Consider the following 24,947-nt stretch of genomic DNA (forward strand, 5'->3'; position numbering starts at 1 on the left):
GATCCGATCTTTCCTGCTATCCTTTGACTCCCGAGAACGCCACGCCTTTCTCGATATACTTCTGCGCGAAGACGAAAATGACGAGCAACGGAATCATCGAGATAAACGAGCTGGCCATAATCATGTTCTGTTGGACGTTGCTTTGATTCTGCAGATCGTTCAGCGCGACGGTAAACGTCCAGTATTGAGGCAGGTTGTTCACGACGAGCGGCCAGACGAATTCGTTCCATACCGGGATGAACGTCAACACGCTGACGGCCGCGAAGATCGGCACGGATAGCGGAACGACGATCTGCAGGAACGTGCGAAATTCGGTGGCCCCGTCGACCCTCGCCGCTTGCAGGAGCTCCTTCGAGATTTGCTCGAAGAAGCCTTTGAACAGGAAGATAATGATGCCCCAGGCGGAATGAGGCAGAATGATCGCCCAAAGCGAATTGACCAGATGCAAATCCTTCATGAGCAAGTACAGCGGCAATAGCAGCGAAATATCCGGGATCATAATCGTCGCCAGGAAGAACATAATCCAAAAGAACTGCCACTTTTTGTTCGCGATAAGATGTGCCAGCGTATAACCGGCCAATCCCCCGAGAAACAGCTGTATCGCCACCGAGGACAGCGTAACGATCGCGCTGTTGATGAAATATTTCATGAATCCAAGCGGACCGGCCGCATTCATCGCGATCTTGTTAACCGCAATAAAGCTGTCGAACATCCGGGTCCAAGCTTGTTTCTCCTCGATCGTCGCGATTTTTCCCTGAATGATCTCCGAAGAGCCGTAAAAATCCGCGAACCGCGACGAAAGCGCGCTCTCCGCCACGCCTTTCCCATCCGAAACGTCGCTTCCTCCGTCCCCGTACCAAGTAAACGTGGACAGCTTTTTCTCGCGAATCATCGGAAGCTTGCGATCCATCAACCGGTCGGTAAACAACGTGGAAGGAACGATCGAGGGCTGTCCGGCCCGAAACGAGGACGACTCCGTATAGGCTTGGAAGATCTTCTTCCCGTCCCGGATGCCGGTAATTCGGACTTCGCCGATATTCTCCCGGATATTCTTCATCCAAGGGAACCAGGTCGCCTCCATGGCATCCTTCTCGTAATCCGCCTGCTCCATCGGTTCAAGTCCCGAATAATCGAGCGTGACCCTGATCGATTGGGGAATCTGAGGGATCCATTTGGGAGGATAAGCGTCGATGTCCTTATCCGATTTGAACGCCGAAGAAACCATCCATAACACGGGGATAAGGGAAAAAACCGTAAAGAGAATCGTCACCGCGTAAGCTGTAAAGCTAAGAGACCGCTGTCCTTTCTCCGCCATGCGCGTTCGTTTCATATCGCTCAATCCTTTTCCGCGGAGATTTTATTTTGCAAGACGGTCAATAAAGCAATCACGAAGAACATGAACAAGGACATGGCGCCCGAAATCCCGAAGCGCGATTGTTGGAACGCCGTGTTCACGACCAGCATCGATACGACGGTCGTGCTTCCCGCCGGGCCGCCTTGCGTCATGACGTAAATATTGTCGTAAGCCAGCAGGACGCCCGACATGAAGGCGATGAACTGGATGACGATAATGAATCGGATGTTCGGCAGCAGCATCGTCCACATTCTTCTCCAGGGACTGGCTCCGTCTACTTTCGCCGCTTCCAAGATTTCCGTCGGAATCGATTTGATAGCCGAATAATATAGCAGAAGCGAGATGCCATTGCCGGCGAACACCGCGGGCAATACGATGGCCAACTTCGTTATATTCAAGTCGTTGAGCCACATATACGGGCCGAGACCGAAAAAATGGAGCCAATAGTTCAGCAAACCGAAATCGGGGTTGTACATCCATTTCCAGACGAGAACGCCCGCGACCGCCGGCATGATCGTCGGCAATTGGTACATGAAGCGAAAGAACGCGTTCGCCTTGCGAATATCGCTGAGCAGCAGCGCTTGCACGATCGGAATCCAGAAGGTCAGACCAAGATAAAGCGCGAAAAACACGAACGTGTTGGATACGGCTTGCCAGAAGGTCGACGAGGTAAGAAACTCCGTGTAATTGGCCAGGCCGATGAACTCCCCTGGGGGATTGACGATGCTGTAGCGAAAGAAACTGACGCGGACCATGCTTAACAGCGGGTAGTATTTAAACAACAGATAGCAGAGCACGGACGGTAACAGAAACAATACGGGCATCCAACGGATGTTCGTTATTCTCGTCATACGGTTGTTCACCCCTGGAATAGACATCGGGATTCCCTCTTCGAGAGAATCCCGATCCCTCTTATTTTTTTACTTCCTCGTTATACTTGTCGACGACTTCCTTCTGCGCGAGATCCTGCGCCGTCTGCAGCACGGACTTCAGATCGGCTTTCTCGTTCAAGAGCGCCTCTTGGATCGGCTTGACGATGTAAGGGCTCAAGCGCGCTTTAAGGAAATATTCCAGATGCGTGTCTTTCGCAGCCGCTTGAACGCCGCTCACGACTTCCGCTGGCAGGCCGTCCACGTAATCCGTCACGGCGACGTCGGTACGAACGGAAAGCAGGTTCGGGAACATTCCGTTGTCCTTGTTGTATTGCAGCACCGACTGGAGGTACTCTTTCGACGTCATATAGGTCGCGTACGTAAAGGCCGCCTGCTGCTTCTCGGGAGAAGACTTCGGATTGAGGATCCAGTAGCTTCCGCCGACTTGCGACGGCGCTTTGCCGGAAGGACCGGCCGGCAGTGCGGAGAAGCCGATGTTGTTCAGGTCCATGCCTTTGGCTACGAGGCCCCCGATCCAGTCGGATCCCGCGATCATGGAAGCCGCGCGTCCCGTATAGAAGTCCTTCTGATTGTCGTCCAAGCTCTGTACGACGTTCTTCTGCGTCGCTTTATACTTGAATTTCAAGTCTTTGTAGTATTGCAGCGCTTTGATCGTCGCGTCGGACGTGAACGTCAATTTGGCCGTGCCGTCCGGCTGCTTCTCGGTCAGATCGCCGCCCGCTTGCCATACGTAGTATTCGAAGAACCAATCCGCCCAATCCATGCCGAGGATCGCGTAGCCGTAGGTCCCCTTGGAGGCGTCCGTCATCTTCTGCGCGGCCGCTCCGAACGAGTCCCAGTCCTTCAAGGAAGCAGCCGGATCGAGTCCCGCGTCAGCGAACATTTGCTTGTTGTACAATAGTCCCGTTACGTACATGTCGTTCGGAACGCCGTAAATTTTGCCGTCTACCGTTGCGGCGTTCAGGGACGAAGGCAGGTAGCCGTCCTTCCCTTCGAAGCCGTTCCAAAGATCGGTAATGTCTGCCGCGATGCCTTGCGCGATGTAAGATTCCATGTCCGGATACGGGTTCTTGTAAAGATCGGGCTGCTCCCCGCCGGCTACCGCGGTCATGAATTGCTCGCGTTCTTTCTCTTTGGTCTGCTCGACGTGAGTGACCTTGATATTCGGGTACTTCGCTTCGAAAGCGGCGAAAGCCTCTTCCTTGAAGGCCTTGTCGGCCGCGTCGGCGCTCGGTTTATCCCACACGACGATCTCTACGGCATCCTCTTGCGCGGAAGCGCTTGGAGATTCGGAATCGGATGCGGCCGCGTTGTTCTCCGGGGCGGTATTCGTGCTCGGCGACGCGTTTCCGTTTCCGTTACCGTTGTTCCCCCCGCATGCGGCGGTCGTTAAAGCGACGGTCAGCAATAACATCGATGCAGCGGACAAGCGAATCTTCTTTTTCATTCTAGCCAGCTTCCCCCTCGGTTCGTTTCGTCTTGCTTGTTTCAATTATAAGTCCGCCGATTCGGAGGCATAAGCGAATATCTTAACGGGTTATTCCGATTCGATATGAAATTCTTAAGTTGAATGAAAGCGTTCCCGGAATTGCTTAGGCGTCTCGCCGTAACACTTGCGAAAGACGCTTCCGAAGTAGGCAGCGTCTTCGATGCCGACCCTTTCCCCGATTTGGTGGATTTTCAAATCCGTCTCGCTTAGCAGCTTGGCGGCCACCTTCATTCTCACCGAGGTTAAATATTCGATGAAGCTTTCGCCGTATTTTTCCTTGAACCGTTTGGAGAAGTAATTCGGATGAATGGAAAACCGCTCGCCGATGGACTGCAGGGATAAAGGCTCGGTGAAATGATGATCGATATACGCGCGAACGACCTCCATGACTTCTTTCCCCGACATGTCTCCGCTTCTGGCAAGACGGCCGATAACGTTCGACGCCAAACCGATCATCCGTTCTTCGATTTCCCCGAATCGCGTGATCTGCTGCAGCCAGCGCAGCATGTCGTCCAGCTCGCCGATCGTCCATTCCGCGTCTACGGCATTGGCAAGCAAATATTTATTGAACAGCAGATAGAGATCGACGCAAAACCATTCGATCTGCACGAAAACGGAATTCGGATCCTGCGCGATCGCGCCCAGGCGCCGTTTCGTCCAACGAATGATTTTATCCCCATCCAGACGATCCAGCCATTCCGCGAGCAATTTGCTGTCCTCGCTGCCGATGATGGATTGCCTATTTGCCTTATAAGGGAATTGCGCGGTCCAATGGGACACCCGGTTTCCTCCATGGAGCACCGCGTTCCGTGCCGATTGCTTCGCTTCGCGGTAAATCTCCTGGATACGGTCAAGCTTATCCGCGAACGGACCGAACCCAATCACCGCGTTGATTTTCAAATACTTGCGAACGCCGTAAGCGACCGTATCGGCCGCGGAAAGAACGACTGAACGGTCTTGACCCGCTTTGAGACCGAACACGTATACGAATTCGCAGCGGTTCAGTGAACTATGAACGAGAAAGCCCGCGATGCCTTCGGCTTTAAACCCTTCCGTTACGATGTTTTTCAGCGAGAACCAGATCAGTTCCTCTTCGTCCTCCGCGAACGAATAATGGGGTAATTTTACCGGTTCCACCTGCAAGACGACCGATGAAAAAGAAACGCAGCCGACGGACAGCTCGTCGAGCGACGGATCCGCGATGTTCGTTTCCTCTTCGTTCAATAGCCTCGTGAGCGTTTGGCTTCGCGCCGCTTCCTGCCCCGTCTCCGCTTGTTGCTGCAGCCTTAAGACCATTTTGTCGCGGTGGTTCTCCGCCTGCAAACGTTCGATTAAGCCGCTCAGCGCCTCGTAAAGTTCTTCGTCCTCCACCGGTTTCAAGAGATAGTGGCTTACGCCGTAGCCGATCGCCTTCTTGGCGTATTCGAAATCGTCGAATCCGCTGAGAATGATATATTCCATCCGCGGATATAAGGTCTTGGCTAAGCGAATGAACTCCAAGCCGTTCATTTCCGGCATCTGGATATCCGTCAAGACGATATCCGGCTTCGCCGATCGAACCAATTCAAGCCCCGATACGCCATCGTCGGCCTCGCCCGCGAACAGCAGCGGCAATCCCGTCTGCCGAATTTTATGGATGACGCCCTGACGGATGATCGGCTCGTCGTCAAGAACGATGTATCTCATCCTTCGTTTCCTCCCTTGTACACCTTATTCCTTAACGTCAATGTAAACGTCGTTCCGTACTCGCTGCTGCTTTCGAAAGAAACTCCGCAATCGTCGCCATATAGCAGCCTGATCCTCGCTTGAACGTTCAGCAATCCGATGGAAGAGCGGTTTTCGACCGACTCTCCGTTTTTAGGCGTTCCGGCTAACCTTGCACGAAGCCATTCCTGTCTTTCCGAATCGATCGGCATGCCGTTGTTCCAAATTTTCACCTGCACGCTATCGCCGTCTTCCATTGTTGCTTCGATTCTGACGATTCCGGAATGACGGCTTCGGCTTACGCCATGGAGAATACTGTTCTCCACGATCGGCTGCAGGAGCATCTTCGGAATCGGCGCTTGCTCCAACCCCGGTTCGACGTAAATCAAATAATCGAATTTCTCGTCGAACCGGATCTTCTGGATAGACAAATACAACCGGATTTGTTGAATTTCCGTCTCCATCGTCGAGATATCTTCGCCGCTGATGTTGTAGCGAAACATTTTTGCAAGCGATCTGCTGATAAACGATATTCTGGCATCTCCGTCGATGGCGGATAAACTATCGATGATTCCGAGCGTATTATAAAGAAAATGAGGATTGATCTGGGATTGCAAGCTTTTGATTTCCGCGTTTTTCTTTATGATTTCGGATTCGTACACCTTCATGATAAGACGGTTGATTTCCTTGGCCATTCGGTTGAACGACGACGTGATGTATCCTAACTCGTCATAGCTTCTAACCGGCAGGCTAACCTCGTAATTTCCGACTTCGATCGCTTTCATGCCTTTGCTTAATTCTTTAAGGGGAGTAATCGTCCGAGAGTAGAACAATCCGGCTAACAGCAGGGAGAAAAGCAAGCTTAAGGATCCGATTACGAGGGTACTCTTCGTAAAATCGTTTACCGGTTTAATGAGCAGCTTAACCGGCATCATCGTCACGAGCATCCAGTCGGATCTCTCCAATTTCTCGTATAAGACCAAAGCCGATCCGAAATCCCTTCTTGAATAGAAGTGTCCGCCTTTCGCTTTCATGACGGACTTCAGATCATCGGAACTAAGCAGGGATTCGCCTCTTTCCTCCGGAACGAGGGAATGCACGATGGTACCATCGGTCGCCTTGACAATATAAGTACGGTTAGACTGGTCCCCTTCTACTTTCTTGAACCATTGATCTAACGAATGGAACGATAGATTGTACATCATGACTCCGATTATCGGCCCCGGAGAAGTGAGCGAAATGCTTCGAACGGCTTGCGCGAAAGTAAGCGTCTGCTCCATCTGGTCGGAATTCAATCCGTATATCGTCGATGGAACCCATACGCCTTTGCCGCTCGCTTCGATGGCGATGCGGGCAATGCGCTCCTTCTCTTCCGGCAGCATATCCGGAATCGCGTTTCCGGCTCTTAGGGAAAATCCGTTAATCTGGTCGACGGTAATCGACCAAACCATGGGATTGTCGTTCACGTAAATCGTAAAATCGCCCTTGTATTTACTCAGCGCGTCCGGGTTGCTGCCCATGCTTTGGACGAACTTCTGGAATTCAAAATCCCTGAAGTTGCTCCAAGAGAAGCCGCGAACGTTCTCCAAATAGGAATTGAACGCGACCGCGGACTGCTGCATCGCTCTTTCGCTAGTCTCGACGGCCTGCCTCTTTAAATCCCCCGCCGTGCGGGAATAAAAATTCGCCACGAGCACCGACACCGTGAGCACGATAATCAGAAAGAACGTCAGCATCATTTTTCGGTACAAGGATCTGCCGAAATAGCGGAAAATAAGCAACGCGAACAGAGACCGAACCCCCCTAATTGAACTTGCTCTCTTTTCTACATCTTACAACACAACTCGTTTCTTTTTTTCACTAATTCAGCCGTCGGGATATGAAATTATGAATGAACGGATATGAAAATCATAAGGTCCGCCATTTCCCGATACGTGGTATAACACCGACCGCCTAAGCTCTTCAAGGAAGGGCACGGGCGGTCGGTTTCACTCGCGGCCAATCGCTATTAGAGAAGCCGGCTACCGCTGCATAAGCCGAGCGGCATATTCCGGAATTCGTTACTTCCTACAACCGCGAGCGTTTCCAAAAAAAATTAGGCGACCGTTCCCCTGTTGCATTCAGAGAAGCGATCGCCGCTTAATAAGATGTTTTTTGACTGTCTACTTTACAGGGATATGACCGAGGAGCACCTTCATCGCACGGCATTCCCTATTTCCGGTGCATTTTAAATTCCAGGAACAGCTCATTGTAATGCGACAGCATTTTCTTGCCCAAATTCTTGTACACCTCGAGCTTGGAGGTCAGCTCCGGATCGGGATAGAACCGCGTATCGCCCGAGATATCCTCCGGCAGGTAGTCCATGGCCTTCTCGTTCGGCGTGGAGTAGCCGACGTATTCGGCGTTCTGCGCGGCATGCTTCGGATCCAGCATGAAGTTGATGAACTTATGGGCGCCCTCGATATTCCTGGCCGTCTTCGGAATGACCATGTTGTCGAACCACAGGTTCGAGCCTTCCTCCGGCACGACGTAGTCGAGCTTGTCGTTGGCATCCATGATCTCAGAAGCATCCCCGGACCAGACGACGCCGACCGCGGCTTCCTCGTTCGCCAGCAGCATCTTTATCTCGTCGCCGACGATGGCTTTGACGTTCGGCGTCAGCCGGTTCAGCTTGGCCTTCGCCTCCTGCAGATGCGCCTCGTTCGTATCGTTCAGCGAATAATGCAGGCTGTTCAGTCCGAAGCCGATGACCTCGCGCGCGCCGTCCACGAGCAGAATCTGGTTGCGCAGGCTCGGATCCCACAGATCGTTCCAGCTCTTGAAGGTTCGGCCTCCGAGCATATCCGAGTTATAGATAATCCCGACCGTACCCCAGAAATACGGGATGGAGTATCGGTTATCCGGATCGAACGAGAGGTCCATAAACCTGGGATTGACGTACTTTAGATTCGGCAGCTTCGAATGGTCGATCGGCAGCAGCAGGTTTTCTTCTTTCATTTTGCTGATCGCATATTCGGAAGGCACGCTGATGTCGAACGTCGTGCCGCCCTGCTCGATCTTCGTCATCATGGCCTCGTTGGAATCGAAGGTTTGGTAGATCACCTTGATGCCGGATTCCTTCTCGAATTCCGAGACGAGATCGGGATCGATATAATCGCCCCAGTTGTAGATCGTGAGCGTGCTGTCGCCGGAGTAGCCCTCGGACGAATTGAGCGCGGAAGCGCCGTACATCAGCGCAAAACCGAGCACGAGCACGAGGAGGAGCATACGGATCAACTGGTTCATTTGTTCGGCAGCCCCCAATCCACGTTCCGGTCTTTGCGCCGCGCGCCCGAGCCGGCGGCCTGCCCGCGGCGGCTGATCGCGTAGTAGCCGACGACAAGCGCCAGCGTGAACAGGAAGATGAGCGTCGACAGCGCATTGATCTGCAGCGAGACGCCTTGCCTGGCCCGCGAGTAGATCTCGACGGACAGCGTCGTGAAGCCATTCCCCGTGACGAAGAACGTGACCGCAAAATCATCCAGCGAGTATGTCAGCGCCATGAAGAAGCCCGCGAAAATGCCGGATTTGATGAACGGCAGCATCACCTTCGACAGCACGTCCCACTCCGTCGCCCCGAGATCGCGCGCCGCGTCCAGCAGCGTCGGACTCATCTCCTTCAGCTTCGGGAGCACCATGATGACGACGATCGGCACGCTGAACGCGATATGCGAGATCAGCACCGACGCGAAGCCGAGCTTGATGCCGAGCATCGTGAACAGGATGAGGAACGACGCGCCGATGATGACGTCGGGACTGACGATCAGCACGTTGTTGAGCGACAGCAGCGCGTTCTGATTGGGCAGCTTGCGCAGCTTGTGGATCGCGATCGCGCCGATGACGCCGAGAATCGTCGAGATCGCCGAAGAGAACAGCGCAATGACGATCGTATTCAAGAGGATGATGAGAAGCCGCGTGTCCGCGAATACTTCGCGGTACCACTGCCACGTGAAGCCCTCGAACCCGTGCATCGTTTCCCCGCTGTTGAAGGAATAGTACGCGAGGTACAGAATCGGCGCATACAGGACGACGAACACGAGCCATAGATACAGATTGGATGCTTTGAATGAACGCCTCATAGGCTCGCCTTACCTCCTTAACCTGCTGCGCGTGCCGGTCAGCACCATGATGATGGCCATGGCGATGATGAGGAACACCGCGATCGTCGCCCCCATGCCCCAGTCCTGCGTCACGAGAAAATGCTGCTCGATCGCCGTACCGAGCGTAATGATGCGGCTGCCCGCGATGAGCCGCGTAATCATGAAGAGCGACAGCGCCGGGATGAACACGGCCTGGCAGCCGGACTTCACGCCGTTCAGCGTCAGCGGGAAGATGACGCGCCGGAACGTCGTCCACGGCGATGCGCCGAGATCGCGCGAAGCATCGATGAGCGACGGGTTCAATTCCTCCAGCGCATTGAAGACCGGCAGGATCATGAACGGGATGAAAATATAGACCGATACGAAAACGAAGCTGAAATCCGTGAACAGGATTTGCCGGCGCCCGATGCCGATGGTCTCCAGGATGGCATTGGCCGCGCCGTAGGTGCCGAACAAGCCGATGAACGCGTACGTCTTCAGCAGCAAATTGATCCAGCTCGGCAAAATAAGGAGCAGCAGCCACAGCTGCTTATGCTTCGTTTTCGTCAATAGGTATGCCGCCGGATAGCCGACCAGCAGCGAGAACGCCGTAATGAGGAAGGCATACCAGAACGAGCTGAACGTCATTTTCATATAAACGGGCGTGAAGAAATGCGCGTAGTTCGCGAACGTGAAGGCGCCCTCCACGTCGAACAGCGAATCGTAGACGATCAAGAGAATCGGCGCGAAGACGAACAGCACCATCCACAGCAGATAAGGGACCAGGTAGATATTGCGCGAGCGGGGCAGCGTTCGGCCCTGCGCCTGCGCTTCCGCCGCCGGCCTCATGCGTACGCCTCCAGCCGCTTGTCGAACTCCTCTTCCGTCTCGTTGAAGCGCATGACGTGAATCGCTTCGGGGTCGAACGTGAGGCCGATCGCTTCGCCGACCTCGGCTTTGCGCGTGGAATGCACGAGCCAGCGGTTGCCGGCTTCGTCGGCGCACTGAATCTCGTAATGCACGCCGCGGAACAGCTGCGCCTCGACGCGTACCTGCAGCTTGGCTTCGCCGGCGCGCGTAATCTCGAGGTCCTCCGGACGGATGACGATATCGACGGGTTCGTTCGGCTGCAGCCCTTGATCGACGCACGTGAACGTCCGGCCCGCGAATTCCACCAGGAAATCCGCCGCCATGCGGCCGGCCACGATATTGGACTCGCCGATGAAATCGGCCACGAACCGGTTGATCGGCTCGTCGTAGATGTCGGTCGGCGTGCCGCTCTGTTGGATCTTGCCCTCGTTCAGGACGAAGATCTCGTCCGACATCGCGAGCGCTTCCTCCTGGTCGTGCGTGACGAAGATAAACGTGATGCCGAGGCGACGCTGCAGCTCGCGCAGTTCCACCTGCATCTCGGTGCGGAGCTTCAGATCGAGCGCCGACAACGGTTCGTCCAGCAGGATGATCTCCGGACGGTTGACGATGGCCCGGGCGATCGCGACGCGCTGGCGCTGACCGCCGGACATTTCGGTGATTTCCCGGTTCTCGTAGCCGGCCAGGTTGACGAAGCGCAAGGCTTCAAGCACCTTCTCCTTGATGTCCGCGGACTTGAACTTCTTGATGCGCAGGCCGAAGGCGATGTTCTCGAAGACGTTCAGATGCGGGAACAGCGCGTAATCCTGAAACACCGTATTCACCTGGCGCTTGTTGGCCGGCACGTGGTTGATCAGCTGGCCGTTAAAATAAATCTCGCCCTTCGTCGGCTCCATGAAGCCGGCGATCAGACGCAGAATCGTCGTCTTGCCGCAGCCGGACGGGCCGAGCAGCGTATAAAACTTCCCCCGCTCGATCTCGAAGCTGACATTCTTCAGGACGGCTTCGTCGCCCTCGTATTGCTTCGTGACGCCCCGGAAGGAAATAATGGATCCCGGGCTCGCTGGTTCGTTCATGACCTTACACCTCCTTGATTAAGATCGAGTCAGAATGATGGCTAATTGGAAAATGGTTACTTGGATAGCATGCCCATTGAAGGCGATTGGTTTGCGTTCCCGTCGTGAGACGGGAATGCAGCATTCGCCTGCTTCCTCGATTGGACGGGAATGCAGCATTCGCCTATTATCGCCACGCTTAAACACCCTGCGTCTAACGGTTGTACGAAGGGCTATTCGGCTCAAACCGGCCCTTTTCGAATGCTAACGGGTGCCAGGAAGCTTATTGCGAGATTTCCCCATGCAAATCAGCCCCTAGACGCCAAATAACGTCTGTCATACCCGTTAGCGTTTATTTAGCCGTATTCTTCGAGGATTAGCGATGCTGGCAACCGTTAGAAGTCAGCCGATGTTTGATTTGCCCGCTATCGTGCACCTCTCATCCAACCCTCGCTTCGCAAACAAAAGCTTGGTGACGATCATCACCAAGCCAGATAAAACCGGTCGTTCCCCATAATCTCATCCACCGCTTGCTCCAAACTTAGCGCGGTCGTATCCAGCACGCCGCCCTCGGGCGGGCCGTCCGCCAACAGCTCGCGCAGCACGATGCCGCAGCGTTCGCCCATGCGAAGTTCCGGAGGCCGTTCCGCATCGCGCCGGCGAAGCTCGGCCTCGGCCGCGGTCAACAGGACGAACTTGACCTTGATCTCGTCCGCCATCGCGCCTAGCGCTTCCTTGAACAATCGGATATCTTCGCGGAATACCACGTAATTGACGACGACGTCATGGCCGGTCTCGACGAACCGGCCGGCGAGCGCCGCGATATTTTGCCACATCAGCCGGTTATGGAACGGGCTTTCCCACGGATTGGCGATTCCCCCGATAACCATATGGTACACGTCGTCTCCGTCGATCATCGCGCTGCGGCTTAGCCGATCGGCAATTGCCCGCGACGTCGTCGATTTGCCCGCTCCCGGCGGACCGGACACCAAATAAATCATCGGTTTGCTGCCTTCCATCTCGTTCTTCCTCCCGTCATCGCGTTCCCGCTTCGATTCGCCCGTCCGCATCTGCCGCACGCACGACGAAGCTGCCGATCTCTTCGACATCCACCGTTTGCCGCATGATGCCGTACTGCTGCGCGACATTCAGCTCCACGTACACGGAAGCATTCCCGTTCACGTCCTTCGCGTTCGCCGGCCGGCTGAGCGTGTCGTTGCTGATGATGACCTTTTTGACGGACGGCTCGAACGATTCCGCCGCGAACACGAGCAGGCGCTTGCCGTTCGGACTTGCGCTATCCATGGAGAACCAGGCATACCGCACGCTTGGATGTCCCTCGATCGGCGCCATTTCTACGGACGTGCCGGGTTTATACAGGAATCCCCACTTACGGTGCACGACTTGGACCTTGCTTCGGCTGCCATTCGAGAGAATCACGACTTCATCCTCGCCGTAGGATTGCTTGTGGGACTGCGTCATGCCGCCATAATCCGAGCGTTGAAGCGCCCGTTCCTCGCTAAGCGAATACCCCGACTGATAGTATACGAAATACACGATCGCGACGAACAGCAGCACGATCGCCAGTATCGTATTTCTTCTTGTCATAGCCGAATCTCCTTCTCGTATCGGAGCTGGACGAATTCGTCTCCCCGTAAAATCACGCGCTGCTGCCCGTCAGGCCTAAAGCCCTGGCGCTCGTAGAAGCGCCTTGCTCCCGCATTCTTCTCCAGTACCCACAAGCCGGCCGTCGTGCAGCCGTAATCGCGGAGCCGCTCCAGCCCCCAAGCGATCAACCGGGTTCCGAGCCCATGTCCCCAGTACTCCCGCAGCAAATACAGGGCGGTAATCTCCCCGGCTTCCGCCTGTCCGTCAGATGGAAACCGAAGACTCATGTATCCTACAGGCCGCTTGTCGACCAGCAGTATGGCGATATAGTTCATCTCGTCCCGCAGCCGTTCGCGGCAGCCGGATTGCCGACTCTCCGCGGTCACGCGGTTCAGAAACGCATTCGGCAGCAGCCCGCGATAGGCATCATGATAGCTTCTCGCCTGCAGCGAGCCGAGTTCCATCCAATCACCCGGCGTCGCTTGCCGGATTACAGCCGCTTTTAACAATTTAGCGCAGCTCCTTTAGATGGGAATGACTTGCCTATAAAAATGAATCCACACTCAAAATATTATACCAACCCCCCTTCTTTTTGAAAATGATTGAATTCTTTCGCCTGCAATCCGAAATCAATACTGACATAAGTCTTTCGTAACGAAACATATTGTGCTACTATCATTTCAAAATGAGAGCTAGGAGTGAAGACATGACTGCCAAACCGCCGCAGCCATTCACGCTGCCCGTCGTTGCGTTGGACGAGACGGACCGCAAAATCCTGACTTCGCTGCACGAGAACGCGCGCGTTTCCTACACGGAGCTCGGCAAATTGGTCGGCCTCTCGCGCGTCGCGGTGCAGACGCGAATCGCGGCATTGATGGACGAAGGGGTCATCGAGCGTTTTACGGCGGTCATCAATCCCGCCCGGATCGGCCTTGAAATATCCGCGTTCTTCAATGTCGAGGTGGAACCGCAGTTCCTGGAGGAAGTATCCGCCAAGCTCGCGGACGAGCCGGAAGTCACGAGCCTGTATCACATGAGCGGCCCCAGCAAGCTGCATATGCACGGCATTTTCGAAACGATCCTCGCCATGGAGCGTTTCCTCGTCGAGAAGGTTTACGCCATGCCGGGCATCGTCAGCGTCGACAGCCAGTTGTTGTTGAAGCGGTATAAGAGCCGGATGGGCATGAAATTGTAAACGTCTTGCTCTGAAGCATGCGACCTGCGGGCAGGATGGGTCTCCACTCGCTGTTGTTGCCGGATTTCTATGAATTCACTTTTCAATTGTTGAAATCCAGCTACAAAGGCGACCGTTACACTGTTCCGACTCCATCCTGACCTTCGGTCACACTTTTGCGCAAGTTTTTACTGGAAGTGGACAGATTCGAGCCTCGCCTATTTTATGTCGGCTCGGTTTCATTTCAATACCTTTCTATACGCTTCAATGCGTGCTGCTGCATCCGTTCGGGATCAAGGATTCACCCAAAACAAAAATAGAGAAACAAACCGAGAGGATGGAGAGGCCGATGTGGACCGATTTATGGAAGCTGTTTCTTTCGTTCGGACGCGCGACGATGCTGGGATACGGGGGAGGGCCTTCGATTATTCCGCTTTATGAGAATGAGGTCGTAAGCCGGATGTCGTGGATGACGACGGAGGATTTCGGTCATGCGCTGGCGTTCGGCAACTCGCTGCCGGGGCCGATCGCCACGAAGCTCGCGGCTTACATCGGCTTCAAGATCGCCGGCTGGCCCGGCGCGATCGTCGCGCTGGCCGCCGTCGTTCTGCCGACGGCGCTGCTCATGATCGTGCTCGTCGGGGTCATGTCCAAGCTGCAAAACAACCCTTATATCAAGGGCATGATTCGCGGCATCCAGCCCGTGATCTTCGTCATGATGGCGATGCTGGCGTATGATTTTGCCAAATACGCCATGAAGACGACGCCGGGCGTCATTTCGTTCATACCGTTCCTGTTAGCTGCCGGGTATTTTATTCTGGTGAACTATTTGAACCTGAATGCGGTGTACGGCATCATCGGATCGCTGGTCATCGGGGCGCTGTTCCTGCGGCGATAATCGCGTGCAACATAAAAAGGCTGTCGCACATGGTCGCGTCCGTTGTATCGACAACGTCGCTCGCTATGACGACAGCCTTCTATTCGTGTCGGGACCCGATGGCCGCTCCGTTAACGCGACGATTCCGCCCGGCGGTACACGACAGCGCCGTCCACCATGGTCCATTGCACTTCGAATCGTTCGTCCAACAGCACGAGATCCGCATCCATGCCCGGCGCCAGGCGGCCTTTGCGGGTCAGGCCGAGCACGGCCGCCGGCGTCTCCGTCGCCATCCGGACGGCATCCCGAAGCGGAATTCCGGCCTGCACGGCTTTCGCCAACGCCGCGTTCATCGTGATCGTGCTGGAAGCGAGCGTGCCGTCCGCAAGCGTGGCGACGCCGTCCGTTACCGTCACCCGGTGACCGCCGAAGAGATAGCTGCCATCCCCCATCCCCATCGCTTGGAGCGCGTCCGTAATGAGAACCATGCGATCGGCTCCCTTCTCGCGATAGAGCAACCGCACGATGGCGGGATGCAGATGAACGTCGTCGACGATGGCCTGCACGCTCACCCCGGGCTCTTCGAAGGCGGCGACGACAACCCCCGGGTCGCGGTGATGGATCGGACGCATGCCGTTGAAGCAATGGGTCACATGGCTGGCGCCGCTGCGAAAGGCTTGCTTGGCTTCCTCGTAGGTCGCATCGGAATGCGCCACGGAGACCACGATGCCTCGCTCCTTCAGGTAGGCGACCATTTCCAAGCCGCCGGGGAGCTCCGGCGCCAAGGTCACCATCCGGATCAAAGACCCTGCGCGTGCCAGAATCGCCTTCATCTCATCCAGGTCCGGATGGCGCAGGTACCGTTCGTTCTGCATGCCTTTGCGCTTCGTATTGAGGTACGGTCCCTCGATATGCACGCCGGCCACGCGAGCTCCGGCTTCATTCCCGATGAAACGGGCGACGCTGTCCAGCATGCCGAACAGGTCCTCCGCCGACGAGGAGACGGAGGTCGCCAGGAACGACGTGCAGCCCGTTCGGGCGCATGCGGCGGAGACGGCCTCCAGGCTGCGGGCCGTACCGTCCATCATATCGAAGCCGTCGGCGCCGTGAATATGGACGTCGATCATGCCGGGAATGAGCAGTCCGCCTCCCCCGTCGATCTCCGTATCCGCCGCTTCGTTCCTAATAAGCGCCGCTCCGCCCCGAAGAACCTCCGCGATGACGCCATCCCGGATTGCGACATCGCCCGTTACCGTCCCGGATTCGGACTTGTCCAACAATCGTACGTTTCGGATGATGCATACCGGCATAATTGCGTCCCTCCTATCCGCCTGCTTTATTCAGTTCCCTGTGCCTCTGTCCTGCCCACGGGAACGGCGATCACCTTCACGCCTTGGGCTTCGATCTCCTGCAGCAGGGCCGGTTCTACCAGGTCGCTGGTAATGAGCATATCCACGTTGTCGAAGCCGCTGAACGAGAGCAGGGCTTGACGGCTGAACTTGCTGTGATCGGCAACGACGACCACCTGCTGGGCGGATTCGATCATCGCCCGCTTGATCTCGGCCTCGTACGGGTCGGAGCTGGTAAAGCCTTTCTTGAGCGAGATGCCGGAGGTCCCGAGAAAGACGTAATCCGCATTATACTTTCGCATCTCCGCTTCCGCCTGAGGGCCGACGATGCTCATCGATTTCTTGATCAGCTTCCCGCCGAGCAGGAAGATATTCGTGCCTTCCGCGCTCGCGCATTCTTCGGCGATATTGACGCCATTGGTTACAACCGTCAATTCATTCAGCGCCTTCAAATAACGGGCGACGCACCAGGCCGTCGAGCCTGAATCCAGGATGACGATCTGCCCGTCCCGGACGAGCGACGCGGCTGCCGCGCCGATGGCGTCCTTCTCCTCGAACAGCTCGAATTTCCGCTGCTCGACCGGCGGGATTTGGTTGAAGGCGATCTGCAGATCGTCGGCAAGCACGGCGCCCCCGTAGTTCTTGACGATCAGCCCTTCCTTCTCCAACTGGTTCAAATCCCGCCGGACCGTTTCTTCGGATACGTTGAACTCACGGACCAGATCGGCCACCTTCACGCTTCTTTCCTTCAAGAGCCTCTCTTTAATCCGATGACGCCGCTCAATGACGATCATGCTAACTCCTCCTAGCGAATCGGTCGCAAGCCGGAGCCGGCGCGAATCCGCACCGGTTCCGGCCGGTAATTACCCCCATTATACCTGATCCCAGGCGCGCTTCCTATTATCGTTCGAAGGCGGCGGGAGCCTTCTAGAGCTCCCATTCGATCAGATTCGTCTCCGCGATCGGCAGGCTTGCATCCTTTGGAATGCGGAAGGTTTTGATTTCGCACGGACCGAAATCCGCCTCGATCGTCCGGTTCCATTTCGGGAGCTTAATGACGGCCCTGGTACTCGTCTTCGCCGTTTCGTAGGCGCGGATGACGAGATCGTCGCTATCTTCGGCCTTCTTCACGACGCTGACCAGCACGTTATCGGCGTCGACCGACAGATACGAATCCATTTGCGGCAGCTCGCCTTTATGGTACGTTTCGATCACGGTTATCGGACGCTGGTTCAGCTCCGCGGCCCGCTTGACGGTTCCGGCCGTTTCCCAGGTCCCTTCATGCGGCAGGATCGCGTAATTCACCGTCTGAATGCCCTGGTCGATATACGAATAATGTCCCGTATCCGAAGGGACGAGCGGATCATGATGCGCATAGATGGGACTGCGAAGCAGCGTGATCGCCATCTCCTTGCCATGGATGCTGTAGCTGTATTTGGAATCGTTCATCAAGCTGACGCCGTAAACCTTGCCCGTCTCTCTCGTGATGCCCGAATAGTCGATCCACGATTGGCCGGGTTCTTCCTCGCCGTTATGCGCCCGTTCGATGAAGCCGTACGGCTGCTCGTAGGTCTGGCGGGTAAAGATCAGATTGATCGGGAAGACGAGCTTGAGCATCTTAAATTGCTCGCGCCAGTCGATGGTCGCCTTTACGTCGATGTGGTCCAGCTCGGCATACATCGTGAAATCCTGCACGAGCGAAGACCGGCCGTATTCGCTCGTGACGCGAATCACCGATTTGACGGGACCATGCTCGACGAGCTGTACCCGGCTCGCGGCGAATGTGCCGGCGACGTTGTTGAAATGGAACACGTTATGGCTCCACGTATCCGTCTTGTCCTCGATGACGACCGGCTTGGCCGCGAGGTCCCGGAAGACTTCGACGTCATGAAGCTTATCGCGAAGCGAGGCGATATAACCGGTGGACGGGTCGAATTCGATCCGGAAACGGTTGTTCTCCATCGCATGGTCGTTCGCTACGATCGGCGAAGCCGCAGCCTTGGGCAACGACGGATTTGTCGTGAATTTGTATACGCGGTAGCCCAAGGACGGCAGCTGTGCGATGAAGCTGAGCCGATAACGCCCATTGCAGGTCGCGATCGGCTGAACCCGCTGGAAAGCGACGGGACGTCCCGCTTCGTCCACGAGCACGTGCTCGTCCTTGAAGCCGCCGACCTCGACTTCAACGTTCACGCGGCTCTTCCAGGCATGGGGATTGAACACCACGATCGGCTTCATGTTTTCCTCTTCCTCGATATGAATCTTCCACGACAAGGATTGGACGGCATGGTTCAATCCGCGGGAAGCGATGGCGAGCGCTTCGCCATATTCGTTGCGCGCATCGTCATACGCCGTCTCGATGCTCGTGCCCGCCAGAATATCGTGGAACTGATTGAACAGGATATTCTTCCACGCGCGGTCAAAATCCTTCGGGTACGGCTGGCCGGTCGTCCACGAGGCGATCGAGGACAGCTTCTCCGCCGCCGCCATCAGATTCTCCGCTCTCCGGTTCCACTGCTTCACGCCCGAATGCGCCGCGTAACAGCCGCTGGCGTGATGCTGCAGATCGTCATGGACGACGGGGAACGGCAGCTGCCGGTTCTCCATGTCCGCGAAAAATTCGTTCGGCGAGCTGAAGGCCAGCTCGACCTCGTCCTGCTCCCGTTGAAGCCGCTTGATGCTGTCGATGTTCTCCCGCGTCGGACCGCCTCCGTGGTTGCCCACGCCGTAGAAGCACATCAGCTGGTCGAACGGCGCCCGCAGCTCCGTCTCGCAGCGACGAATATGGTTCTCCAGGTCTTTGCCCCAGGAGCAGTATTCGAACAGGATGCGGAAGGCCAGCACGTGGGAGCCGTCGTCCGATTCCCACTTGAACAGCCGGCCCGGAAGCCCCTTCTCGTTCGGCATGGGCCGCATCATCACGTAATAATCCATGCCGCTCTTCTTCAGAATCTGCGGCATCATGCCGAAATGGCCGAAGCTGTCCACGTTGTAGCCGACCTTGGCGGTGACGCCGAGCTTCTCCTTGAAATACCGCTGGCCGTACAGTCCCTGCCGGACGAACGATTCGCCGCTCGGGATGTTGCAGTCCGGCTGAATCCACCAGCCGCCGACGATCACCCACCTGCCTTCGGCGACGCGCGCTTGGATCTCCCGGAACATCGCGGGATCGTTCTGTTCCACCCACTCGTAGTTTTGCGCGGAGCTGGAGGTGAAGACGAAATCGTCGTATTCCTGCATCCGGTCAAGCGCCGAGCGAAACGTCGCTTTCGTCTCCTGAAAGCCCTCCTGCCACGGCCAGAGCCAGACCGGGTCCAGATGGGCATTGCCGATCATGTACAGCTTCTTCTTGTTTTCGTTCTTCATAATCGAACCGGTCCCCGTTTCGTGCGTGGTATCATTAATCATTCGATACATTCATATGGTTCTGGTTCATCGCGTTCATGCTCCAGGATGATCGTAGATGATCGTACTCGTCATAAAGCCAAAGCCTCAAAACCTGCAAGAGAATCTACTCCGCCGAATATGCGAATTGGCCCGCTTTGCCCGCGCAGCCCAGGAACTGCGTCATTTTGTCCGCCACGACCGCCTCGACGGCCGCCCGCCCCTTCTCCAAATCCTCCGGCGACAGGCGCTTGCAAGCCTCGTTCGTCATTCGCTCTTCCCGCCCGAGCGCGGCCAGGAACGCCAGCTCCAGATCGGTGGCGATATTCACCTTGCTCACGCCGCCTCCCGGAAGCAGGATGGCCTGCTTCATCATCTCCGCCGGCACGCCCGAGCCGCCGTGAAGCACCAGATGCACCGGCGTCAGCGCGCGGATCGCCTGCAGCCGCTTGTAGTCGATGCTCGGCAGCTTCACCATATAGACGCCGTGGGCGGTGCCGCAAGAGACGGCCAGCGCGTCCACGCCCGTCTCGCCGACGAAACGCAGCGCTTCCTGCGGGTCCGTGAACAGTTCCTCGTCCTTGTCCGTCTCGACGAAATCCGTCGTTCCGATCATCCCGAGCTCCGCCTCGACCGACACGCCGTGCCGGTGCGCGTAGTCGGCCGCTTCCTTGGAATCGGCGATGTTGTCTTCGAGCCGCTTCTCCGAGGCATCGATCATGACGGAGGTGAAGCCCGCGGCGATCGCCTCTCGGATGACCGCCATGTCCTTGGTATGGTCTAGATGAAGCACGACCGGCACCGTGATTCGTTCCGATTCGATGCACGCGTAGAATTCGTCCGCGAACGCCTTGGGCGTAATGCCGTAGCGATCGAGCTCCTTGCTCGAGATCTGCACGATCAGCGGAGACTGCGTTCGCTCGCCCGCCCGAAGAACGGCCGCGATCATCGGCGTATAGCGCGGCGAGAACGACCCCAGCGCGTAACCGCCCTTTTCCGCCTGTTCCATTCCCTTCTTCAGCACAACGACGTTCGATGGTTTCACTCTAGTCATCCTGTCCAGCTCCCTCTGCGATTCGTATGTCAGCCCGGCTTGGGCGTTATCCTTTCGTACCCGACGAAATGTTCATGCCTTCGATGAAATACCGTTGGAAAAAGAAAAACAACGCGACGACCGGCAGCATCGCCATCAGCGAGCCGGCCATCAGATAGTGCCACTGCGTCGTCTCCTGTCCCTTGAACGACTGCAGGCCGATTTGCAAATTGAACATCGATTCCTTGTTAATGTAAATGAGCGGTCCGAGGAAATCGTTCCACGCGCCCTGGAAGGTCATGATCGCAATGACGACGACGGCAGGCTTGGCGAGCGGGATCATAATCTTCCACCAAATGTAATAGTGGCTCGCTCCGTCGATTTTGCCTGCTTCGATTAATTCGTTCGGTATCGACATAAAGAACTGGCGAATCAGGAAGATCTGATAGGCGGCCCCGAAGAATCCGGGAACCGTCAGCGGCAGATAGGTGCCGACCCAATGGAATTTGGAGAACATGATGTATTGCGGAATCAGCGTCACGAAGCTCGGAATCATCATCGTGGCGAGCATGAGCGAGAACAGGAAGTTCCTGCCCGGAAACTTGATTTTGGCGAAGCCGTACGCGATGAACGTGTTGGCCAAGATATGCGACACGACGCCGATCCCTGCCAGCAGCAGCGTATTGAGCGTATAGCGGGTGAAGTGGCCCTTGCTCCAGGCCAGCTCGTAATTCTCCCAATGGATCGCCTTCGGAATCCAGGTCGGCGGGTAGGTCATGATCTCGGTCAGCGATTTCAGCGACGTCGCGATCATCCACCACAAAGGCAGCAGAAGGAGTAAGGAGATGCCGACCAGCACGAGCAGCAGAATGGTTTTGCCGACCCGCTGCTTGGTCTTGCGGCTTTGAAAATACCGGCCGTCGCTCGCGGCAGCTCTGGTGCTCATCGGTTGTCGCCTCCTTCGTAATGAACCCAATATTTCGAGAGCAGCATGTTCGCGACCGTCAAGACGATGACGACGACGAACAGGAACCAGGCCATCGCCATCGCATAGCCCATGTCATACACCTTGAATGCTTTCAGGAACATATGCAGATTGAAGAACAGCAGCGAATTCACGGGCGAACCCGGCGCATTCATGTCGTTCGACATCACGTAACCTTCCTGGAAGATCTGGAAGCCGCCGATCAAATGCGTAATCAATTCGAATAGGAGCACGGGCGTGATCATCGGAACCGTGATATGCCAGAACCGCCTGATCGGGCCTGCTCCGTCGATCTCCGACGCCTCGTACAGCTGCTCCGGCACATTCTGAAGACTGGCCAGATACAGCAGCATTCCCCCGCCGACGCTCCACAGCTTCATGAGAATAATCGCCGGCTTCGTCCATACGGGATCCACGAGCCAGGCGGGACCGTCCACGCCGAACCAGCCGATCATGACGTTGATGAGCCCGCTTCCGGGCGTCAGCAGCATCTGCCATAGGATATACAGCGCGACCCCCGAGAGAATCGAAGGCAGGTAGAAGACCGTCCGGAACACCTTCATGCCGGGGATCTTCTGGTTCAGCATGACGGCCAGCAGCAGGGAACCGAGCGTCGTAAGAGGCACGCTGAACACGACGTAATACAAGGTATTGTGAAGCGACTTCCAGAACAGCGGATCATGGAAGAACATGTTGGTGTAGTTCCGCGTGCCGATCCAGTCCTGCCTGGACGTAATGTCGTAATTCGTGAAGCTTGCATAGAGCGAGAACAACAGCGGAACCGCGGTAAACACCAGGAAGCCGATCACCCAAGGCGAGACGAATATAAAGCCCTGCCTGGCTTCCTTCCGTTCCTGCAATCCCATTCTTCTCTTCTTGACGGCTGAAGCCATGGTCATTCCCCTTTCCGTCTTGGCGGGCAGCAACGAAGGAGGGGAGTGACGGTTAGCACCACTCCCCTCAAGGGCACTGCTATTTATTTGGCATTTTGCTGCAGCAGGTTCTCAACGTCCTTCTGCGCCTTGTCGAGCGCTTCCTGCGGAGGAACCTGGCCTAGAATCGCCGCGTCCCGGTTCGGGTTGATCAAATTCAGGAAATCCGGTGCGTTCACCGGGAACGGGAAGAGCTTGGTCACCTTCATATTGTCGACGGCCGCTTGATACACGGGGTTCTTCAGCAGCTCCGGATCGTTGGCCGCTTCTTGGTTGGCAACGCTGTCGAAATTCTTCTCCGCCCAATAGGTCTGCGCCGATTTGTCGGTCAGGTACTTCATGAACTCCCACGCTTCGTCCGGGTGCTTGGCGCCCTTCGGAATCTCGACGACGAAGCCGCCGCCGACGCTGTAATGGCCTGAGCCTTCCTCGGCCTCCGGAATCGGCGCGACGCCGTAGTTTACGTTTTGGCCGTAATCGCGAAGCTGCGTATAGAACGTCGTGGCGTCGGGCCAGATCGACACTTGGCCGGCGATGAACGGATTCGCCTGCTTGCTGCCGAACGAAGCCTTGAAATTATCGAGATTTTTCTGACCGATCCGCTTGGCGTTGGCGAGCACGTAGTTCATGGCGTCCACATGGGCCTTGTCATTGATGACGGGCTTGCCGTCCGGACCGAAGAAGTTCAAGCCCTTGTCGAAGTTCATCGCGATGCTGCCCCAGTCGAAGCCGGCGTACTGCGGAGAATAGCCGATCCGCGTGTACTTGTCTCCGCTCTTCTTATCCAGCTTAGCGGCTGCCTCCTCAAGCTCGGCCCACGTGGTCGGGAACTTCTCGGGGTCGAGACCCGCTTCCTTGAAATGGTCCTTGTTGTAGAACATCATCCGGGTGTCCGTCGTGAACGGCAGCGCGTAAGCTTCGTCCTTGTAGATGACGGTATCCCACAATTGAGGGAAGAAGCGGCCTTTGACGTCGTCCTTCTTCAAATATTCGGTTAGATTCGTGTTCTGGTTCTTGTCCGCGCGCTGCGCGGTGGTATTGATATCGTTCACAATGACGTCCGGCGGATTGCCCGCGGCTACGGCCGCCAGCTCCTTCGTCCAAATGTCCCCGAACGGATAATACGTATGCTTGACGGTGATGCGATCCTGCGATTTGTTAAAGTCGTCGATGATTTTCTCGATGATCGGCCTGCGCGTCTCCGAGCCCCAGAAGGTCCAAAAATCGATCGTGACCTTCTTCGTCGAAGCTTCGGCCGGCTGGGCTGAATCGTTTGCTGCAGCCGCGTTATCGTCGCCGCCGTTATTGTTGTTGCTGCCGCATGCCGACAAGAGCACGCTGGCGCCAAGCAAGGTTGCAAGAGAAACGGACAGTGCTTTATTCGTTTTCATAGACAACTTCCTCCCCATTTTGAAGCCTTCGGATATGGATGACGGATTGTAACTGATTAATTTCAATAATCATGGTTTTCCGTGGCTTTAAACCCATAATAACGAGGGTTACTTAAAATGTCAACGCTTTCAAACCATATAAAGTAGTGAAAAGTTTAGACAAGCGACTTTTTGTGACGGGTATTTTGTTGTAATACCACATTATCCGTTATGCGAATCATGTTCGAAGTTGACGGATTGTGGGGTTCGCTGGAAATAGTGCGATCATGCAGCTTTTGGGGCTGAATGAGGCAATGTGCAGCCGGATTTGTGCTGCGGTGCAGCTTTTGGGGCTGAATGAGGCGATGTGGGGCCGGATTTGTGCTGTGGTGCAGCTTTTGAGGCTGAATGAGGCGATGTGGGGCCGGATGTGTGCTGTGGTGCAGCTTTTGAGGCTGAATGAGGCGATGTGGGGCCGGATTTGTGCTGTAGCGCAGTTTTTGGAGCCGAATGAGGCGATGTGGGGGCCGGATTTGTGCTGTAGTGCAGCTTCTGAGGTTGGATGAGGTGATGTGGAGCCGGATTTGTGCTGCGGTGCAGCTTTTGGGGCTGAATGAGGCGATGTGGAGCTGGACTTGTGCTGTCGGGCAGCTTTTGGAGCCGAATGAGGCGAGGTGGAGCCGGATTTGTGCTGTTGGTGCAGCTTTCGGAGCTGAATGAGGCGAGGTGGAGCCGGATTTGTGCTGTTGGTG

The 24,947-nt window shown here is 56.0% G+C and carries 21 protein-coding genes; 2 read left to right on the plus strand and 19 right to left on the minus strand.

Annotated elements, in window-relative coordinates; all coding sequences use genetic code 11:
• Positions 1 to 16 precede the first annotated feature (16 nt).
• The 12 genes from GT003_RS14050 to GT003_RS14105 form a co-directional block, all read right to left on the minus strand.
• Positions 17 to 1,330: a carbohydrate ABC transporter permease gene (locus GT003_RS14050; RefSeq protein ID WP_161698719.1), complete on the minus strand. Its 1,314-nt coding sequence runs from the start codon at positions 1,328 to 1,330 to the stop codon at positions 17 to 19.
• A gap of 5 nt (positions 1,331 to 1,335) precedes the next feature.
• The gene (locus GT003_RS14055; RefSeq protein WP_161698721.1) at positions 1,336 to 2,205 is read right to left on the minus strand and encodes a carbohydrate ABC transporter permease; all 870 of its coding nucleotides are present in this window, start codon (positions 2,203 to 2,205) and stop codon (positions 1,336 to 1,338) included.
• Between the two features lie 61 nt (positions 2,206 to 2,266).
• Positions 2,267 to 3,694 (minus strand): extracellular solute-binding protein, encoded by a 1,428-nt coding sequence (locus GT003_RS14060; RefSeq protein ID WP_161698723.1) that lies wholly within the window; start codon positions 3,692 to 3,694, stop codon positions 2,267 to 2,269.
• Between the two features lie 114 nt (positions 3,695 to 3,808).
• Entirely contained in the window at positions 3,809 to 5,422 is a 1,614-nt protein-coding gene (locus tag GT003_RS14065; RefSeq protein ID WP_161698725.1) for a response regulator transcription factor, read from the minus strand.
• Positions 5,419 to 7,191 (minus strand): cache domain-containing sensor histidine kinase, encoded by a 1,773-nt coding sequence (locus GT003_RS14070; RefSeq protein WP_161698727.1) that lies wholly within the window; start codon positions 7,189 to 7,191, stop codon positions 5,419 to 5,421. Before GT003_RS14070 ends, GT003_RS14065 begins: the two co-directional genes overlap by 4 nt.
• Positions 7,192 to 7,651: 460 nt before the next feature.
• On the minus strand, positions 7,652 to 8,725 hold the full coding sequence (locus GT003_RS14075; protein WP_161698729.1) for an ABC transporter substrate-binding protein: 1,074 nt from the start codon (positions 8,723 to 8,725) through the stop codon (positions 7,652 to 7,654).
• Positions 8,722 to 9,558: an ABC transporter permease gene (locus GT003_RS14080; RefSeq protein ID WP_161698731.1), complete on the minus strand. Its 837-nt coding sequence runs from the start codon at positions 9,556 to 9,558 to the stop codon at positions 8,722 to 8,724. The genes GT003_RS14075 and GT003_RS14080 overlap by 4 nt, the downstream gene beginning before the upstream one ends.
• Positions 9,559 to 9,567: 9 nt before the next feature.
• Entirely contained in the window at positions 9,568 to 10,407 is an 840-nt protein-coding gene (locus GT003_RS14085) for an ABC transporter permease (RefSeq protein ID WP_161698733.1), read from the minus strand.
• A complete protein-coding gene (locus GT003_RS14090) occupies positions 10,404 to 11,504 on the minus strand; it encodes an ABC transporter ATP-binding protein (RefSeq protein WP_161698735.1) in 1,101 nt (366 codons plus the stop codon). Before GT003_RS14090 ends, GT003_RS14085 begins: the two co-directional genes overlap by 4 nt.
• 461 nt (positions 11,505 to 11,965) lie before the next feature.
• Complete coding sequence (locus GT003_RS14095) at positions 11,966 to 12,502, minus strand: P-loop nucleotide/nucleoside kinase family protein (protein WP_161698738.1); 537 nt, start codon at positions 12,500 to 12,502, stop codon at positions 11,966 to 11,968.
• Positions 12,503 to 12,518: 16 nt separating this feature from the next.
• Positions 12,519 to 13,091, minus strand: a complete 573-nt coding sequence (locus tag GT003_RS14100; RefSeq protein ID WP_161698740.1) for a hypothetical protein — start codon at positions 13,089 to 13,091, stop codon at positions 12,519 to 12,521.
• Entirely contained in the window at positions 13,088 to 13,600 is a 513-nt protein-coding gene (locus tag GT003_RS14105) for a GNAT family N-acetyltransferase (protein ID WP_161698742.1), read from the minus strand. The genes GT003_RS14100 and GT003_RS14105 overlap by 4 nt, the downstream gene beginning before the upstream one ends.
• A gap of 197 nt (positions 13,601 to 13,797) precedes the next feature.
• Here GT003_RS14105 and chrS point away from each other — a divergent pair, with 197 nt between their 5' ends.
• Positions 13,798 to 14,286 carry a chromate efflux transcriptional regulator ChrS gene (chrS, locus tag GT003_RS14110; protein ID WP_161698744.1) on the plus strand — a complete coding sequence of 163 codons (489 nt, stop codon included), beginning with the start codon at positions 13,798 to 13,800 and terminating at the stop codon, positions 14,284 to 14,286.
• Positions 14,287 to 14,614: 328 nt separating this feature from the next.
• Positions 14,615 to 15,163, plus strand: a complete 549-nt coding sequence (locus GT003_RS14115; protein ID WP_161698746.1) for a chromate transporter — start codon at positions 14,615 to 14,617, stop codon at positions 15,161 to 15,163.
• A gap of 110 nt (positions 15,164 to 15,273) precedes the next feature.
• Here the strand turns inward: GT003_RS14115 and nagA are convergent, their stop codons facing one another.
• From nagA to GT003_RS14150, 7 genes are all read right to left on the minus strand, one after another.
• Positions 15,274 to 16,452 (minus strand): N-acetylglucosamine-6-phosphate deacetylase, encoded by a 1,179-nt coding sequence (nagA, locus tag GT003_RS14120; protein WP_161698748.1) that lies wholly within the window; start codon positions 16,450 to 16,452, stop codon positions 15,274 to 15,276.
• A gap of 26 nt (positions 16,453 to 16,478) precedes the next feature.
• Positions 16,479 to 17,285: a DeoR/GlpR family DNA-binding transcription regulator gene (locus tag GT003_RS14125; RefSeq protein ID WP_161698750.1), complete on the minus strand. Its 807-nt coding sequence runs from the start codon at positions 17,283 to 17,285 to the stop codon at positions 16,479 to 16,481.
• Positions 17,286 to 17,418: 133 nt separating this feature from the next.
• Complete coding sequence (locus GT003_RS14130) at positions 17,419 to 19,857, minus strand: alpha-mannosidase (RefSeq protein WP_161698752.1); 2,439 nt, start codon at positions 19,855 to 19,857, stop codon at positions 17,419 to 17,421.
• Positions 19,858 to 20,002: 145 nt separating this feature from the next.
• Positions 20,003 to 20,929: a class II fructose-bisphosphate aldolase gene (locus GT003_RS14135; protein WP_161698754.1), complete on the minus strand. Its 927-nt coding sequence runs from the start codon at positions 20,927 to 20,929 to the stop codon at positions 20,003 to 20,005.
• Between the two features lie 46 nt (positions 20,930 to 20,975).
• The gene (locus tag GT003_RS14140) at positions 20,976 to 21,854 is read right to left on the minus strand and encodes a carbohydrate ABC transporter permease (protein ID WP_161698756.1); all 879 of its coding nucleotides are present in this window, start codon (positions 21,852 to 21,854) and stop codon (positions 20,976 to 20,978) included.
• Complete coding sequence (locus GT003_RS14145) at positions 21,851 to 22,786, minus strand: carbohydrate ABC transporter permease (protein WP_204798894.1); 936 nt, start codon at positions 22,784 to 22,786, stop codon at positions 21,851 to 21,853. The genes GT003_RS14140 and GT003_RS14145 overlap by 4 nt, the downstream gene beginning before the upstream one ends.
• Before the next feature lie 83 nt (positions 22,787 to 22,869).
• A complete protein-coding gene (locus GT003_RS14150; RefSeq protein WP_161698760.1) occupies positions 22,870 to 24,216 on the minus strand; it encodes an ABC transporter substrate-binding protein in 1,347 nt (448 codons plus the stop codon).
• Positions 24,217 to 24,947: the final 731 nt, after the last annotated feature.

The sequence above is a fragment of the Paenibacillus sacheonensis genome, assembly GCF_009909195.1.
GTDB lineage: Bacteria > Bacillota > Bacilli > Paenibacillales > Paenibacillaceae > Paenibacillus_Z > Paenibacillus_Z sacheonensis.

Bases quoted from the DNA above. Each gene is read 5' to 3' on its own strand.
- GT003_RS14140 (WP_161698756.1), bottom strand. From the start codon at position 21,854: ATGAGCACCAGAGCTGCCGCGAGCGACGGCCGGTATTTTCAAAGCCGC.
- GT003_RS14135 (WP_161698754.1), bottom strand. From the start codon at position 20,929: ATGACTAGAGTGAAACCATCGAACGTCGTTGTGCTGAAGAAGGGAATG.
- GT003_RS14145 (WP_204798894.1), bottom strand. From the start codon at position 22,786: ATGGCTTCAGCCGTCAAGAAGAGAAGAATGGGATTGCAGGAACGGAAG.
- GT003_RS14060 (WP_161698723.1), bottom strand. From the start codon at position 3,694: ATGAAAAAGAAGATTCGCTTGTCCGCTGCATCGATGTTATTGCTGACC.
- chrS (WP_161698744.1), top strand. From the start codon at position 13,798: ATGACTGCCAAACCGCCGCAGCCATTCACGCTGCCCGTCGTTGCGTTG.
- GT003_RS14065 (WP_161698725.1), bottom strand. From the start codon at position 5,422: ATGAGATACATCGTTCTTGACGACGAGCCGATCATCCGTCAGGGCGTC.
- GT003_RS14130 (WP_161698752.1), bottom strand. From the start codon at position 19,857: ATGAAGAACGAAAACAAGAAGAAGCTGTACATGATCGGCAATGCCCAT.
- GT003_RS14100 (WP_161698740.1), bottom strand. From the start codon at position 13,091: ATGACAAGAAGAAATACGATACTGGCGATCGTGCTGCTGTTCGTCGCG.
- GT003_RS14090 (WP_161698735.1), bottom strand. From the start codon at position 11,504: ATGAACGAACCAGCGAGCCCGGGATCCATTATTTCCTTCCGGGGCGTC.
- GT003_RS14115 (WP_161698746.1), top strand. From the start codon at position 14,615: ATGTGGACCGATTTATGGAAGCTGTTTCTTTCGTTCGGACGCGCGACG.
- GT003_RS14075 (WP_161698729.1), bottom strand. From the start codon at position 8,725: ATGAACCAGTTGATCCGTATGCTCCTCCTCGTGCTCGTGCTCGGTTTT.
- GT003_RS14080 (WP_161698731.1), bottom strand. From the start codon at position 9,558: ATGAGGCGTTCATTCAAAGCATCCAATCTGTATCTATGGCTCGTGTTC.
- nagA (WP_161698748.1), bottom strand. From the start codon at position 16,452: ATGCCGGTATGCATCATCCGAAACGTACGATTGTTGGACAAGTCCGAA.
- GT003_RS14085 (WP_161698733.1), bottom strand. From the start codon at position 10,407: ATGAGGCCGGCGGCGGAAGCGCAGGCGCAGGGCCGAACGCTGCCCCGC.
- GT003_RS14150 (WP_161698760.1), bottom strand. From the start codon at position 24,216: ATGAAAACGAATAAAGCACTGTCCGTTTCTCTTGCAACCTTGCTTGGC.
- GT003_RS14055 (WP_161698721.1), bottom strand. From the start codon at position 2,205: ATGACGAGAATAACGAACATCCGTTGGATGCCCGTATTGTTTCTGTTA.
- GT003_RS14095 (WP_161698738.1), bottom strand. From the start codon at position 12,502: ATGGAAGGCAGCAAACCGATGATTTATTTGGTGTCCGGTCCGCCGGGA.
- GT003_RS14050 (WP_161698719.1), bottom strand. From the start codon at position 1,330: ATGAAACGAACGCGCATGGCGGAGAAAGGACAGCGGTCTCTTAGCTTT.
- GT003_RS14125 (WP_161698750.1), bottom strand. From the start codon at position 17,285: ATGATCGTCATTGAGCGGCGTCATCGGATTAAAGAGAGGCTCTTGAAG.